The following is a 14,933-nucleotide window of genomic DNA, read 5'->3' as shown; positions in this document are numbered from 1 at the left end:
CCATTCCGTGCCCCGCCGGATCCGGGCGCAAAGATCGCGCAAACAGCGCCCGGCGGAGCGTCCGTGCGGGGCCGTCTCAGGGGTTGAGGCCCTTGCCGTTCAGCCACGCCATCGGGTCGATGCCGGTGGCCTGCCCGCCCGGGTGCACCTCCAGGTGCAGGTGCGGCCCGGTGACGTTGCCGGTGGCGCCGACCCGGCCGATGACCTCGCCGGTGCCGACCTTCTGGCCGGCCGAGACGCTGATCGAGGACTGGTGGCAGAACCACAGCTCGGTGCCGTCGTCGAGGGTGAGGATCGTGCGGTAGCCGTAGGCGCCGGCCCAGCCGGCCTCGGTGACGGTGCCGCTGTGGATGGCCTTGATCAGCGTGCCGGTGGGCGCGGCGAAGTCGAGGCCGGTGTGGTGGCCGGAGGACCACATGGAGCCGGCCTGGCCGAAGGTGGAGGTGATCGTGTAGGACGAGGTCGGCAGCGTGTACTGCTTGGCCAGCTCGGCCAGGCGCGCCTCCTCGGCCTTCTTCCTGGCCTCCTCCTCCGCCCGCTTCTTCGCGGCGGCGGCCTTGGCCTCGGCCTCCTGCTTGGCCTGGGCCGCGTCGGCCTGGGCCTTCTTCACCGCGGCGGCCTCGGTGGCGGCCCGCGCCTTCGCCTCGACCTGGGCCTGCTGCTGCTCGGCCTGGGCCATGATCCGGTTGCGCAGCGCCTCGCCCGCGTCGGCGGTGCCGCGCGCGGCCTGGACCTGCTGGGCCTGCTCAGCCTGCGGGACCTGGGGGGTGGCCTCGACCACGTCGCTGAGCGCGGTCGCCGAGCCCACGGGTGCGGCGGTGTCCTCGGCGGAGTCGTCGAAGAGCGCGCCGACCGCCGGCAGGTGGTCCACGGAGGGCAGGTCGGGCAGCGAGAGGGAGACCGGCGGCTTGCCGGTGTTGGCGCTGGCCATGCCGCCCGCGCCGACGGCGGCGATGACGCCGACGCCGAGGACGGTGGAGCTGCGCGCGAGCCCGCCGCCGCGCTGCTTGGCGACGCGGTGCCGGCCGCGTACGGGGCGGAGGGAGTCCTCGGTGGGGTTCCACTCCTCCCAGGGGCCCTCGTCGGGGCGCCGCTCGCCGTAACCGAAGGACTCGGTGCGCCGGCTCGGCAGGAACGGGGCTTCAGAGGCAGGCCGGTTGGACGCCACGCGGGCGTGCTCCTTTCCTTCCGCGTCGCCTACCGGGTTAGCTGACGGGTTCGGAGCGGGAAGGTCTCCTACGCGCGTCGACCGGCCATGACGGCACGGGTGACGTGCGATTCACCCCAAGGTGGTGGTTCCCCGGTTCCCTCGCGGGATTCGGCGCGTGCGCGCACGGAGCCGCCTCTGGTGACGGCTGGGACGACCGCGCTGCGTTATCGAACGTTAATAGACGTGGGGGTTTGATTCCAAGCCGTGCGGCTTGATCATTAAACCTTTTTGGCCAGGACATACCGCTCACGGGGGACTGAAGGCGGGTGAGTTGACAAAGAATCAGGCCATCCACGGGCTCTCCTCGGCCATCGGCGGTACGCGGCGCGAGGTGATGGTGTGTCAGTTGTTATGCGGAGGGGGTCGGCCCGCTCACGTGTGGTGACGGGGGGCGAGGGTCGAGGGCCACGGTGTCCGGGAAACACTCAGGGCCGGAATCCTGTGATCGGATTCCGGCCCTGAGTCTTCAGTAGCGGGGACAGGATTTGAACCTGCGACCTCTGGGTTATGAGCCCAGCGAGCTACCGAGCTGCTCCACCCCGCGTCGGTGAAACCAGTGTATCCCATGTTCGGGGCTGGTTGCACACGAGTTCACCTGAGCCCCGGATCCAGGTGCCGGTTGGGCTCCCGGGCCGCCGCCTCGTACTCCGGCAGGACGACGACCTCCGCGCCCGCGCCCGCCAGGAGCCCGGCCCCGTCGGCCGCCTCGACGAACGTGTCCGGCTCCCGCCAGGCCGTGACCACCCGCCGCACCCCGGCGTCCAGAATCAGCCGGGCGCACGGCCGCGGCCGGGAGGCGCGTCGGGCGCACGGCTCCAGGCTGCTGTACACCGTGGCCCCGCCGAGCCGCGGATCGGCCGGGTCGATCTTGGCGAGTGCCGCCTCCTCCGCGTGCACGACGGGATCGCCGGCCTCCCGCGAGTGGCCCCGCGCCAACTCGGTGCCGTCGGCGGCGACCACCACCGCGCCCACGCTGAACGCGGTCGCCGAGGGCGGGCACCGCAGCGCCAGCTCGCAGGCGGTCCGCAGCCAGTGCCGGTCGGCGGGGACGGTCCGCCCGCCGGCGCCGGGTGCGGTGGGCTCGTACCGCAGGAGGACCACGTCCCCGACGGCCCGGGTCTCCACCAGCCGCAGCCGCCCGCCCTGGTACGACCCCGGCCCGAACAGCCGGGGCGCGGCCGGGTCGCCCACGAACAGCGGGGCGAGCACGAGCTGCACCTCGTCGGCGAGCTGCCGCTGGAGCAGCTGGGTGTGGATCGTGCCGCCGCCCTCGACCATGAGCCGCCGCACACCGAGCACGTCGTGCAGGTGTGCGAGCAGCAGCCGCCAGTCGAGCTCCGGGCCCAGGGGCACGACGTCGACGGCGGGGTGTGTGGCCGGGGTGAGGCCGGTGCGCCGCAGGCGCGCGGCTCCCTCGTCGGTGGTGTAGACGGCCTTCGCGCCGCCCGTGTGCCAGAAGCGCGCCCCAGGGTCCAGTTCGCCCGAGGCGCTGACCGTGACCTTCAGCGGGTACTCCGGCAGCCCGGCGGCGACCCGGGCCGCGCGCCGCTCGGGCGAGTTGACCAGCAGCCGCGGGTTGTCGGCGCGCAGCGTGCCGGCCCCGACGAGGATCGCGTCCACGGACGCCCGTACCTCGTCCACCCGCTCGAAGTCGGCGGGGCCGGACAGCAGGAGGCGGTCGGGGCCGGTGTCGTCCAGGTAGCCGTCGAGGGAGACGGCGGCGGACAGCAGGACGTACGGGAGGGGCATCGACGCGTTCTCCTCGGGCGGGAGGCAGGTGGGGCGGGCGGCCGGCCGCGTGGCCGGGACGTGCTCCCAGTCTGGCGGAGGCCGCGCGCCGCCCGCGGCTACGGGATGCCGAGTTCGAAGAGGGCGTAGCCCGCGTACGAGCCGGAGGCCAGCGCCGCGATGCCGAGCAGCGTGTACAGCAGGGCGGGGCCGATCCGGCGCAGGGCGAGGGCGAGCGGGAGGAACAGCGGGAAGGCGGGGAGCAGGTAGCGCGAAACGTTGCCGAAGATCTGCTGGCTGCCCAGGACCAGGACCATGGTCATGACCGTGTAGACGACCAAGGCGACCGGTGGCCGCAGCCGGATCAGCAGCAGGAGCAGCGCGAGCGCCAGCAGGACGACGCCGACGCCGATCAGATCCTCGTAGGGGTAGGCGTAGATGTAGTCGTAGTGGCCCACCGGCAGCGACCTGAGCACGCGCAGCGTGTGCTTGCCGTAGTCGAAGGAGTGGGCCCACGCGCCGCTCTGGAGCTTGAAGTAGCCGCCGTAGTCGCCCATGCGGTGGCCCACCCAGGCGAGGTAGCCGGCCAGGCCGAGCGGGGCGATCAGCAGCGCGGCCAGGGGGCGGGCGCCGTCCTCGCGCCGGCGCAGCGCGAGCAGCGCGGCCACGGCCAGCGCGGCGATCAGCGCAGCGGCGGTGGGGCGGTTGAGGCCGGCGAGGCAGGTGAGCACCCCGGCGGTGAGCCAGCGGCGGGTCAGGACGGCGTGGCAGGCCCAGACGGCGAGGGCGACGTAGAGCGAGTCGGAGTAGACCGCCCATTCCACGCCGGAACCCGGCCACACGGCCCACAGTCCGGCGGCGGCGAGCCCCGCCCGCCGGCCGCCGAACCGCTCGGTCAGGGCGTAGATCCCGAGGGCGGCGGCGAAGGACGCGACGACGGAGACCAGCAGCCCGGCGCCGTACAGGCCCAGCCCGGTGACCTCGGAGACCAGCCGCATCAGGGCCGGGTACAGCGGGAAGAACGCCGCCGAGTTCTCCTGGACGGTGATCAGGCCGGTCGCGCCGGGGACCGCCTCCAGCGCCGGGTGGTAGCCGTGCGCGGCGATCTGCTGGTACCACCAGCCGTCCCAGGTGGCCAGGACGTCCCAGGGGTGGGCGCCGCCGCCGAAGCGGGGGGCCTTGGTGCGGTAGTCGCCGGCGGAGTCGAGCAGGGAGAGGAAGACGACGAAGCCGGCGAGCTTCAGCGTGCCGTAGACCGCGAGGACGGGGCCGAGGCGGCGGGCGGCGCTGCGCAGCGCCGAGCGGGGCGTATGTATGGACGAGGGGGCGGGGGTGTCCTCGGGGGCGGCGGCCGTGCCGGCCGCGTCCGCGGCCGTCGCCGTCGCGGCCGTCGCGTCCGCCCCGTTCCGGATGTTCTCTCGGCTCATCGGGCTGCGGCCCCGGTACGGCGGCGACGGGACGCGGCGCGGGCCGCACCCGTGCGGAGGAAGGGGGACCGCAGCAGCGCGACGGCCAGGTCGGCGGCGGCCAGGGCGGCGAGTTCGGTGCGGTGGGCGGCGGACGGCGCGGCGTGGTGCAGGGCCGCGAGGGTTCCGCCGGTCAGCAGCAGTGCGACCGGCAGGGTGAGCCGCCGGTGCGCCGCGGGTCCGGCGAGGGCGCAGACGAGGACGGCCAGCGCGTTGGCGCTCTGCGCGCCGGTGGCCGGGCGCAGCGCCGCGTACAGGAGCAGGTGCGCGAGGGCGGCCAGGGCCGCGGCGGCGGCGAAGCGGCGGGCGCGGGTGGCCGGCGGGAGGACGGCGGGGGCGGGGAGGAGCGCGGTGCGGGCCGGGCGGCGGGCGATCCGGGCGATGCCGCGGAGGTCGGCCAGCGCGGTCGGCAGGAGGTCCACCCGGCTGTCGGGGTCGTCGACCCAGTCGACCGGCACCTCGTGGATCCGCAGCCCGGCCCGCTCGGCGAGCACCAGCAGTTCGGTGTCGAAGAACCACTCCGGGTCCCGCACCAGCGGCAGCAGTCGCTCGGCGGCCTCGCGGCGCACCGCCTTGAAACCGCACTGGGCGTCGGAGAAGCCCACGCCGAGGGCGGTGCGCAGGATGACGTTGTAGCACCGGGAGACGACCTCCCGTTTGGGCCCGCGCACCACGCGCGCGCCCGGGGCGAGCCGGGTGCCGATGGCGATGTCGGAGTGCCCGGAGACGAGCGGGGCGACCAGCGGCAGCAGCGCCGTCAGCTCGGTGGACAGGTCCACGTCCAGATAGGCCAGCACCGGGGCGTCCGACCGCGACCAGGCGGTCCGCAACGCCCGGCCGCGCCCCTTCTCGGTCAGCCGCAGCCACCGCGCCTCGGGGAGTTCGTCGGCCAGCCGGGCGGCGATCCGGGGTGTGTCGTCGGTACTGGCGTTGTCGGCGACGGTGATGCGGAACGGGTAGGGGAAGGTCGCGCGCAGGTGCGCGTGCAGCCGCCGTACGCCGGGCTCCAGGTCGGCCTCCTCGTTGAACACCGGTACGACGATGTCGATTACGGGGTCCGGGTGGTGTGCCGGCAGCGCGGGTATCGGGGTGCGGCGGGGGCCCGGCAGGGGTGGGCGGCCGGTGCCCGGCGAGGCGTCGAGGCCGGTCTCTGTCACGGTCGGTCCTTTTCTGCTCGGGGGTTGTGCTCGGGGTGCTGCTCAGGGCTGTGCTCGGGGTGCTGCTCGGGGCTGTGCTCAGGGCTGTGCTCGGGGTTCCGCTCGGGTCCGCTCAGGAGGCGGGGTGGCCGGACGGACCGGCGAGGGAGGTCTCGGTGGGAGGGGACGGCGGCTCGGTCGCCGTCGTCCCCGCCCCCGTCCCCGGTGAGCTCGACGTCGCCGGGGAGGTGGCCGGGACCGACGTGGAGGGCGGCGGGGCGATCGTGAAGTCCGCACCGGGCGCCCCGGTCGTGGTCGTGGCCGTGGCCGAGGAGGCGGGCGGCGCCGATGTGGGGGGAGGTGCGGACGGCGAGGCCGGCGGGGACGGCGGGGAGGTAGCCGGGGCCGAAGTCGTGGCCGACGGGACCGCCGTGGGCCGCGGGACGGGTGCGCTGGGTTCGTCCCGGACGTGCCGGCCGGGCAGGAGCAGCAGTCCGACGCCGAGTCCGGCGACCGCGAAGGCGGAGCCGACGGCGCGTCGCGCCGCCCGCGCCCGCCGACGCGCCCGCACACCGGCCCGCAGGCGCTCTCGGTGCCGCGGCTCGAAGGGCGCGTGCCGCTCGCTGTCGCGCATCAGCACGGTGAGCCGCCGCTCGAAGCGGTGCGTGCCGTCGGGGCTGTCGGAGCCGACGGGGACGCCGAGGCCGTCGCGGCCCCTGCCGCCGAAGCCCTCGAAACCGTCGAAACCGTCGAAACCGTCGAAGTGATCCATGTGGTCGTCCACGGGCGTCTCCTTCACCCCACCGGCTCCGTGACGTCGGCCAGGAGCTGCCGCAGCCGGGCGACTCCGCGTGCAGCGTGCGACCGGGCCGTGCCCACCGGGCAGCCCAGCGCCTCCGCCACCTGTCTCTCGGAGAGGTCCTGGTAGTAGCGCAGCACCACCACCGCCCGCTGCCGGGTCGGCAGTTGCGCCAGCGCGGCCTCGATGCGCGAGCGCTCGGCGACGGTCGCGGACACGTCGCCCACCGCCGAGGTCTCGGGCACCTGCTCGACGGGACGCTCCCCCCACCAGCGCCGCCGCGCCGAGCGCGCCGCGGCCCGCGCCATCACCTGGCGCACATACGCCTCCGGCGCCTCGTGGGCGATCTTCGGCCACCGGAACCAGAGCTTGACCAGGGACTCCTGCACGAGGTCCTCCGCCCGGTGCCGGTCGCCGCCGGTCAGCAGCCGGGCGAGGTGGAGCAACGACGACCAGCGGGCCGCCACGAACGCGTCGAACTCACCCGCCCCTGTCTGCTGCATCCCGCCGTCCCCGCTTCCTCCGATGGCCCGCACCCCCCGCACTCAGGGAAAGACGGTGACGGCCGCACTTCTATGCACTCCGAACGTGTGATCCACCTCACCCTCGGGCGACCGGGCGGCGCCCCAGCTTGATCCGGCCGCCCGCTGGGTAGCCATGCGGTGCGCCGCGGCCGGGGGAGGCCGTACGGCGCGAGGGGGGAAACCGATGACGACGGCCGGACATCCGCCGGACGGGGACGCGCCGGACGGCTGGGAACCGCACGCCCTGCGGGTCTGGGAGGCGTACCGGCGCGGCGAGTGGTGCGACGACGTGCCCGAGGTGGCCGCGGCGGTGCTGCGCCGGGTGCTGCTCGCGCCCCCGCCGCCGTACCCCGGGCACCTGGCCAGGCTCCGGCTGCGCGGCGCCCGCGTGACCGGCACGCTGGACCTCGCCGAAGCCGACATCGCGTGCGCGGTACGGCTGGAGCGCTGCGTGCTGGACGAGGCGCCGCGGCTCGACGGCGCCCGCTTCGGCGCCCTGGAACTGCGCGACTGCGCGCTGCCCGGACTCGGCGCGGCCGAAGCGCGGTTCGACCGCGCGTGCGCGCTGCTCGACTGCCGGATCGACGGCACCGTCACGCTGCGCTCCGCGACCGTCGGCGCCGGACTCGCCCTCGACGGCTCCACGCTGACCGCACCGCCGGGCGGCCCGGCGCTGGACGCCGAGTCCCTCTCCGTGGAGGAGGACTTCTCCGCCGACGGCGCCACCTGCACCGGCCCGGTCCGCCTCGCCAGCTCCCAGATCCGCAACACCGTCGGCTTCCGCGGCGCCCGCCTGCGCGGCCCCGGCCTCCTCCTGGACGCGCCCGAACTCCACGTGGAGGGCGGCCTCCACCTCGACGGGGGCTTCGTCTCCGAGGGCCCCATCAACCTCTACGGCGCTTCCATCGGCGGCTCCGTGCACCTGGAGGACGCCACCCTCACGGGCACCGGACAGAGCCGCGGCGAACCCGCGCTGCAACTCCTGTGCGCGACCGTCGGCGGTGACATCCAGGCCGGCCGCGGGCTCACCGTGCGCGGCTGCCTCGAACTGCGCGACACCTCGGTGCGCGGCACCGTCACCCTGAAGCGGGCCCGGCTGGACAATCCGCGCGGCGACGCCGTCAAGGGCGACCGGCTGCACGTCGGCGGCAACCTCAACTTCCGCGGCGGCTTCGTCGCCCGTGGCACCGTCGACCTCTGCGACGCGCGGATCGGCGGCTCGCTCCTCTTCGAGGGCGCCGACCTCACCGCCCCGGACGACGGGGACACCGCGCTGCGGGCCCACGGGGTGGAGGTGGGCGCCGAGTTCAACTGCTGCGACGGGTTCACCGCGCACGGCCGGGTGGCCGTCGGCGGCGTCACGGTCCGCGCCCGGCTCTGCTTCCGGGGCGCGCGCCTCGATGTGCCCGCCGGGCGGCCGGCGCTCACCTGCCGCCGGTCCACCACCGCCGAGCTGGTGCTGAGCTTCGCCGAGGCCCCGAGGGGCGCCGTCGACCTCAGCCACAGCCGCGTGGGCGTGCTGCGCGACGATCCGGCGACCTGGCCCCGGGCCCTCGTCCTCGACGGCCTCGCCTACGACGGCCTCCAGCCGGTCCTCGCCGCCCGCGCCCGGCTGCCCTGGCTCGACCGCGACCCGGGCGGCTTCGTCCCGCGGCCCTACGAGCAACTGGGCGCGCACTACCGGCAGCACGGCCGGGACGCCGACGCCCGTGCCATCCTCCTGGCCCGCCAGCGCAGGCTGCGCCGCACCCTCTCCCGCCCGGCCCGCGCCTGGAGCCTGCTCCAGGACGCCACCGTGGGCTACGGATACCGGCCCCAGCGGGCGGTCTGGCTGCTGGCGGCCCTCTTCGCCGCGGGAACCCTCCTGTTCGCCGCCGATCCGCCCGCCCCGTCCGGCGACGGAAAACCCCCGGGATTCCAGCCGGCCATCTACACCCTCGACGTGCTGATCCCCGTCGTCGACTTCGGCCAACAGAGCGCCTACGCCCCGCACGGCGCCCTGCGCTGGGCCGTCGTCGCCCTGGTCACCGCCGGGTGGCTGCTCGCCACGACGGCGGCGACGGGCCTGAACCGGGTACTGCGCCGCAACTGAACGACCGCGCCGCACCGGCACGGAGGGAAACGACACGGCACCGGTCCGGCCGCCGCGTGGCGAGAAGGGGGGACGAGTCCCTCCCCCGCCTCGGGCAGGCCCTGTGGGACTCGAACCCGCAGCCGGTCCCGGACGAGGCGGCACCGTACCTGCACGACATCACCTCATGACCATGGCCCCGTCCTCCTCCGGGAGGTCTGGGCCGCTTCGTCATGTCCGGGGTCAGGCGCGCTGCTCGGCCACCGCGCTGGTGTACGTCTCCCGCGTCAGGTCCTCCGGCTTGATGCCCAGTTCGGCGAGGACCGCCCGCACGTCGTCCAGGGCGGCGGTGACGTCGTCCTCGGCCGCGAGCGTCTCCAGTTCGAGAAACGTGCCGTCAATCTCCGGGACCCGGACGAGGGTCGCCAGCATCCGCCGGCCGTGTGCCTCGAAGTCGTAGTTCCGGCACCGCTTCTCGAACGCGATGGCCTGCACGTGCCCGAGTCCCCGCAGGATGGCGTGCGCCGCCTCGGCGTCGTCCACCTCGGTCTCGTACTCCGGCTTCGACCCGGACGCCTCATCGACTGCCGCGTCCTTGTACGTCAGCACGGTCCGGGTCTCGTCCGCCCCGTGCACGGTCCGCACCCGCAGTTCCTGATCCTCCTTGTCCAGCGAGCCGTCAGGCCGGTCGTAGTAGGTGTCCCGGTACACCTCGATCCGGGCCGATGCCCTTTCCTCCAGCCGCCGCATGACCGCCTCCGGGTCGTGCACCCGGGCCTTCAGCTCCGCCTCGATCAACGTCGAACCTCCCTCTCAGACCGTCTGCTCTGCCCCGTCGATGATCGCCTGGAACATCCGCCGGAAGCCGCGGTACAGCGGGCCGTGCGGCGTCGCCATCACCTTGTACGTCGCCGACTCATGCCCTTCCCAACCGACGTCGAAGGCACCGACGAACATGGTGTCGTCGGTCCTGATCAGACGCCAAGTGGGCAGCATCCGGTACCGGTAGACGCTCACCTCGCAGGTGTCGGCCAGCTCCCTCAACCGGGCCTCCGTCAGGCGCACGCCGCTGGCGAGGGATTCGGCCGACTCGCCGATCTCGGCGGCGCGGCGGGTCAGGGCATCGCTGTCGGGGTCAAGGAGAGCGATACGGACCTGTAGCCCCTTCCCTCCCTGATCGCGCGGCAGGCAAGCGCGGAGCAGGCTGTCGTTGAGTCCGATGAGGCCAAGACCACGCACGGCCAGGACGTCCAGCTGCTGTGCCTCGCGGGCCTGCTGCTGAATCTCTTGCGCTGCCGAGGATTGTGCGGCGTACACCCGGACAACCTCGGGGAATGCGGCGAGGTCGAATGCGGCGCCGCCGGTGCGTCTCTCCCGGCTGGCGGCAAGGCCGAGCAGATGCCGGGCGTCGTCGGGCATGCGGAGGCCGTCTGCGATCCGCTCGTACACGTCCAGTCGGGAGACTTCCCTCCGGCCGTTGATGATCTCGTTGACGCGGGCCTGTGTCATGCCGACGGCCATACCGATCCGGGTCTGGCTGGCGCCGGCGTACTGCTGGACGCGGCGGAAGACAGCGCCCACATCGCGGGCGCGGAGTGCCTCACGGACCTCTGCTCGCTCCCATGCCCAGTCCGGCAGGTCGATCGGCCCCAGCGAGGTTGTCACGATGCGGCTCCACGATGTCCACAGCGGGATGGGAATCCATCCCACCGTGAGATTACCGCTGGGGTATCGCCCGAGCACCGTACGTCACAGATTCTGGCCTGACCCGCTCAACGCCCCGGCGGCCGCGCGAACGGCCCCGGGGCTGGCCGACTGGAAGGAGTCGACATGACGCACGGTACCGCCCCCGCTTCGGAGACGGCAGGGGCTCCCAGCGCGTTACTCGAAGTGCACGCCGCGGTCGTGAACGTGCTCGGCCTGCCCAAGCTCGCCGGCATCCCTGACCGGCAGGCTCGCGGCGCCCACTGCCTCTGGTGCGACTGGGGGCCGCTGACCACCGAGACGGCTGTCGACCTCGGCGAGCACATGGCCGACGGCGTCACTGCCTTCCCGCGCGCCTGCCGTCGCTGCGCGGGCCGGCGTGCGCACCGCGGCATGTTCGACCATCACCCCGACTGCGAGACCTGCCGCACCACCGAGGCGGGCTGCGAGATCGGCCGGGCCCTGTACCGACTGGCGCGGGAGGGGCGACGGTGACCGTGGTGCCCCCCGCAGAGCTGTACCGCCTGCACCAGCTCATCACCTGGGAGTACCCGCCACCGACATCGGCGGCGCTCGAAGGCCTTGCGTGCACCTGGTGCGGCACCGCGACCGACGAGTCCGCCCTCGGCATGTCGCCGCTGGACCCGTGTCGCATCTGCCTCACCTGCTACGCCGGACAGCTGGCCTGGCTCGCCACCTGGTACGACTGGCACAGCCACGTCCTCGGATGCGCCCACTGCCAGCACGGCCGCACCTGCCACGTCAGCCGCGGCCGGCGCACCCTGCACGAGCTGACCGTCGAAGCCGCGCACCGAGAACTGATCTGCTTCTCCTGTCACCAGCCGCTGGGCGACACCGAGCCGGCGCTGCCCGTCCTCTGGATGGGCGACTCACGCGACTACCCCGGCTACGTCGACGCCCCCTGCCTGACCAAGGAGCCGGCCGCCCGATGATCTGCGACCACTGCGACCGGCCCATCGAAGGCACACCCCAGGTGATCCCGATCGACTCCCCGTCAGGGGCAGCGCCGGACGTCCACCTGTGCCCCACCCCGTGCGAACCGGCAGTGCCCCGGCAGACGGCGCCGGCGGGCCGCCACTGAACTCCCCGCCCCGGCACGACGGCGTGCCGGGACCGGACAGGGCCAAGGCCCCTGCCGCCGGCGGAAACACGGCGGCGGGGCCTGGTCGCGTCACCAGCTCTGACCACTCGGGCCGGCCAGGGGCCAGCAAGCGGTCACAATATCGGCCGAAACGGACGCGACCCCAGGTCAGAGAGCATCTGACCTGGGGTCAAGCGGTAGGCCCTGTGGGACTCGAACCCACAACCAATGGATTAAAAGTCCACTGCTCTGCCAATTGAGCTAAGGGCCCAGGCGATGTCGCCTCCCCGAGCATAGCCGTAGGAGGCCGCGTCTCCGATCGGGTATCGGGGAGGCGGGTCGTGGGTGTGGCGTACGGGTGGCGGTCCGCGGACGCGGAAGGGCCCGTACGAGCGGAGTCGTACGGGCCCTTCCCGGTCACCTCAGCAGGTGTCAGCCGTTGCGCTTCCAGCGGGGCTTGTCCTCGCGGCGGCCGAAGGAGCCGCCGCCGCGGTGGTCGTCACGACGGCCGTAGGGGCGCTCGTGGCCGCCGGAGCGGAAGCCCGGACGGTCGCCCTGGCGGTCGCGGTTGAACGGACGGTCGCTGCCGCGGTGGCCGCCGCGCTCGTCGCGCCGCGCCGGACGGTCGTCCCGGCGGAAGCCGCCACGGTCGTCCCGGCGGTCGTCCCGGCGCTCGAAGGAACGCGGCGCGCGGTCGCGGTCGAAGCCACGGTCGTTGCCGCGGTCGTTACGGTCGTTGCGGTCACGGTTGAAACCGCCGCGGTCGTCACGACGCTCGAAGGAACGGCCGCCACGGTCGTCACGACGCTCGAAACCACGGTCGTTGCCGCGGTCGTTGCGGTCACGGTTGAAACCACGGTCACCGCGGTCGTCGCGGCGGAAGCCGCCACGGTCGTCACGGCGGTCGTCCCGACGCTCGAAGGAACGCGGCGCGCGGTCGCGGTCGAAGCCACGGTCGTTGCGGTCACGGTTGAAACCGCCACGGTCGTCACGACGCTCGAAGGAACGGCCGCCACGGTCGTTGCCGCGGTCGTTGCGGTCACGGTTGAAGCCACGCTCACCGCGGTCGTCACGGCGCTCACGGCGCTCGTACGACGACGAGGGCGCCGTGCGCTCCTCGCGCTCGGCCCGCTCGGCACGGTCCGCGCGGTCCGCACGGTCGACGTCCTGGGCCGCCGGCTGCTCCGGCACCGTCACCTCGGCGGTGCGCTCGGCCACGGCCTGCGCCTCGGCCACCGCCTCGCCCGGGTCCTCGCCGCGCTCGCGGGCGACCCGGGCGACCAGGCGGTCGGCCTCCTCGCGCAGCTCGGTCGCGCGGCGCTGTGCCCGCTCCAGCTCCTTGGCCAGGTGCGAGACCTCGCGCTCGGCCTGCTGCGCGGCGTTGCCCGCGGACTCGGCCTGCACCTCGGTCATCGACCGGGCGCCGGTGATCTCGGCCACCTCCGGGTCGAAGGCCGCGCCGCCCTGGATGATGTGGCGCGAGGCGTCGACGCCCGCGTCCTCCATCAGGCGGAAGATCTGCCGGCGCTGGTGCGGCAGGGACAGGGAGACCACCGTGCCGGTGCGGCCGGCGCGCGCGGTGCGGCCGGCGCGGTGCAGGTAGTCCTTGTGGTCGCCGGCCGGGTCGACGTTCAGGACGAGGTCGATGCCGTCGACGTGGATGCCGCGCGCGGCGACGTCGGTGGCGACCAGGACGTTGACGTAACCGTCCTTGAAGTCGGCCAGGGTGCGGGTGCGGGCGCCCTGGGTCATGCCGCCGTGCAGCGCGTCGGCCTTCGCGCCGGCGTCGCGCAGCTGCTCGGCCACGCGGTCGGCGCCGAGCTGGGTGCGCACGAAGATGATGGTGCGGCCCTTGCGGGAGGCGATGGCCGAGGTGACCGGCGCCTTGTCCTTGGGCTTCACGATCAGGATGTGGTGCGACATGGTCGTCACCGCGCCCTGCGCCGCGTCCACCTCGTGGCTCACCGGGTCGGTGAGGTAGCGGTCGACGAGGGTCTTGATCTCGTTCTCCATGGTGGCGGAGAACAGCATCCGCTGGCCGCCGGCCGGGACCTGGTCGAGCAGCTCGGTGACCTCGGGCAGGAAGCCCAGGTCGGACATCTGGTCGGCCTCGTCGAGGACGGCGATCTTCACGTCCTCCAGCGAGCAGGCGCCGCGGTTGATGATGTCGCGCAGCCGGCCCGGGGTGGCGACGAGGATGTCGACGCCCCTCTCCAGGGCGTAGATCTGGTTGCCCATGGAGGTACCGCCGCAGACGACCTTCATCTTCAGGCCGAGGACGTCGCCGTAGGGCTGGAGCGCGTCGGCCACCTGCATGGCCAGCTCACGGGTCGGGGTGAGGATGACGGCGCGCGGCTTGTGCTTCTGGGTGCGGCCGCCGGCCAGCGTGGCCAGGGTCGGCAGACCGAAGGAGAGGGTCTTGCCGGAGCCGGTGCGACCGCGGCCGAGGATGTCCTTGCCGGCCAGGGCGTCCGGGATGGTCGCGGCCTGGATCGGGAAGGGGGAGGTCACGCCGTTCTGCGCGAGCTTGCGCACGACGCCCTCGGGCAGGCCGAGGTCCGCGAAGGTCAGCTCGGGGGCCTGGTCCTCGGCGGTCTCGGACGCCTGGACCTCGGTGTCCTCGGCGACCTCGGCGACCTGGGTGCTCTCGGTGACCTCGACGCTCTCGGGCGCCTGCGCGGTCTCCTGGCTCTCCAGGGCGTCCTGGCCGTTCTCGGGCACGACGACGTGATCAGTACTGGCAATGGACATGCGAATGCGAAACCTTCCGGAGTCTCGTCGGCACGCGCCCGTCAACTCCGTGTTTCGCACCACGACCGCCTCGATGCGGTCAGCCACGGCAAAGGAGAGTACGCGCCACACGGCGCGCTCTGCATGGGCGCCGGGCAAATGGGATCAAACGATCTACCACCATACGCACTCCTCACCCTCGAAGGCAAACTCAAGGGCAAACCGGTGCCATAGGGGCAGTCAGGCCAGTGTACCGGACGGACGGCGACCCGACCGGCCCGGTCGCGGCGCCGGCTCGCGCCGCTCCAGCTGCGGCCCGGTGCCCTCGTGCGCCGACGACGAGGGCTCGGCCGACGGCGGCTCCGTCGTGGTCTGCGCGGGCGGCGGGGAGGCCGGGGGCTGCTCTACGGCGGCCGACGTCTGCGGCGGGGGCGGCACCGCCTGCGTCGGTGTCGGATCACCG

12 protein-coding genes, 2 tRNA genes and 1 riboswitch are annotated in these 14,933 nt (G+C 73.8%); of the genes, 3 read left to right on the top strand and 11 right to left on the bottom strand.

Translation table 11 applies throughout. The features are described from left to right. Nucleotides 1–76: 76 nt before the first annotated feature. The 7 genes from ABEB07_RS32535 to ABEB07_RS32505 all read right to left on the bottom strand — a co-directional run bounded on the left by ABEB07_RS32535 (nt 77) and on the right by ABEB07_RS32505 (nt 6,842). On the bottom strand, nt 77–1,168 hold the full coding sequence (locus tag ABEB07_RS32535) for a M23 family metallopeptidase (protein ID WP_345671646.1): 1,092 nt from the start codon (nt 1,166–1,168) through the stop codon (nt 77–79). An 11-nt stretch (nt 1,169–1,179) separates the two neighbouring features. Then, nucleotides 1,180–1,334: riboswitch (cyclic di-AMP (ydaO/yuaA leader) on the bottom strand. 346 nt (nt 1,335–1,680) lie between these two features. Continuing rightward, nucleotides 1,681–1,754 (bottom strand) — tRNA-Met (locus ABEB07_RS32530). A 47-nt stretch (nt 1,755–1,801) separates the two neighbouring features. Then, the gene (locus tag ABEB07_RS32525; protein WP_345671645.1) at nt 1,802–2,959 is read right to left on the bottom strand and encodes a dihydrofolate reductase family protein; all 1,158 of its coding nucleotides are present in this window, start codon (nt 2,957–2,959) and stop codon (nt 1,802–1,804) included. Between the two features lie 98 nt (nt 2,960–3,057). Beyond that, entirely contained in the window at nt 3,058–4,365 is a 1,308-nt protein-coding gene (locus tag ABEB07_RS32520; RefSeq protein ID WP_345671644.1) for a glycosyltransferase family 39 protein, read from the bottom strand. Next, the gene (locus ABEB07_RS32515; RefSeq protein WP_425589123.1) at nt 4,362–5,561 is read right to left on the bottom strand and encodes a dolichyl-phosphate beta-glucosyltransferase; all 1,200 of its coding nucleotides are present in this window, start codon (nt 5,559–5,561) and stop codon (nt 4,362–4,364) included. The genes ABEB07_RS32520 and ABEB07_RS32515 overlap by 4 nt, the downstream gene beginning before the upstream one ends. Nucleotides 5,562–5,673: 112 nt before the next feature. Continuing rightward, entirely contained in the window at nt 5,674–6,324 is a 651-nt protein-coding gene (locus ABEB07_RS32510; protein WP_345671643.1) for a hypothetical protein, read from the bottom strand. An 11-nt stretch (nt 6,325–6,335) separates the two neighbouring features. Further along, a complete protein-coding gene (locus ABEB07_RS32505; protein ID WP_176149578.1) occupies nt 6,336–6,842 on the bottom strand; it encodes a SigE family RNA polymerase sigma factor in 507 nt (168 codons plus the stop codon). A 205-nt stretch (nt 6,843–7,047) separates the two neighbouring features. On the opposite strand from ABEB07_RS32505, the gene ABEB07_RS32500 reads away from it, so the two are divergent. Next, nucleotides 7,048–8,955 carry a bactofilin family protein gene (locus ABEB07_RS32500; RefSeq protein WP_345671641.1) on the top strand — a complete coding sequence of 636 codons (1,908 nt, stop codon included), beginning with the start codon at nt 7,048–7,050 and terminating at the stop codon, nt 8,953–8,955. Nucleotides 8,956–9,177: 222 nt separating this feature from the next. On the opposite strand, the gene cyaB is transcribed toward ABEB07_RS32500, so the two are convergent. Both cyaB and ABEB07_RS32490 read right to left on the bottom strand, forming a co-directional pair. Further along, entirely contained in the window at nt 9,178–9,732 is a 555-nt protein-coding gene (cyaB, locus tag ABEB07_RS32495; RefSeq protein ID WP_345671640.1) for a class IV adenylate cyclase, read from the bottom strand. A 15-nt stretch (nt 9,733–9,747) separates the two neighbouring features. Continuing rightward, nucleotides 9,748–10,599 (bottom strand): helix-turn-helix domain-containing protein, encoded by an 852-nt coding sequence (locus ABEB07_RS32490; RefSeq protein WP_345671639.1) that lies wholly within the window; start codon nt 10,597–10,599, stop codon nt 9,748–9,750. A 165-nt stretch (nt 10,600–10,764) separates the two neighbouring features. On the opposite strand from ABEB07_RS32490, the gene ABEB07_RS32485 reads away from it, so the two are divergent. Both ABEB07_RS32485 and ABEB07_RS32480 read left to right on the top strand, forming a co-directional pair. Then, the gene (locus tag ABEB07_RS32485) at nt 10,765–11,133 is read left to right on the top strand and encodes a hypothetical protein (protein ID WP_345671638.1); all 369 of its coding nucleotides are present in this window, start codon (nt 10,765–10,767) and stop codon (nt 11,131–11,133) included. Beyond that, nucleotides 11,130–11,591, top strand: a complete 462-nt coding sequence (locus ABEB07_RS32480) for a hypothetical protein (protein ID WP_345671637.1) — start codon at nt 11,130–11,132, stop codon at nt 11,589–11,591. Before ABEB07_RS32485 ends, ABEB07_RS32480 begins: the two co-directional genes overlap by 4 nt. A gap of 347 nt (nt 11,592–11,938) precedes the next feature. Here the strand turns inward: ABEB07_RS32480 and ABEB07_RS32475 are convergent. Next, nucleotides 11,939–12,011, bottom strand: a tRNA-Lys gene (locus tag ABEB07_RS32475). Between the two features lie 161 nt (nt 12,012–12,172). Next, the gene (locus tag ABEB07_RS32470; protein ID WP_345671635.1) at nt 12,173–14,491 is read right to left on the bottom strand and encodes a DEAD/DEAH box helicase; all 2,319 of its coding nucleotides are present in this window, start codon (nt 14,489–14,491) and stop codon (nt 12,173–12,175) included. Between the last annotated feature and the right edge of the window lie 442 nt (nt 14,492–14,933).

The sequence above is a fragment of the Streptomyces similanensis genome, assembly GCF_039543625.1.
GTDB classification, from domain to species: domain Bacteria; phylum Actinomycetota; class Actinomycetes; order Streptomycetales; family Streptomycetaceae; genus Streptomyces; species Streptomyces similanensis.
The sequence above is the reverse complement of the archived record's forward strand: the minus strand, read 5'-3'. Positions and strand labels throughout refer to the sequence as shown.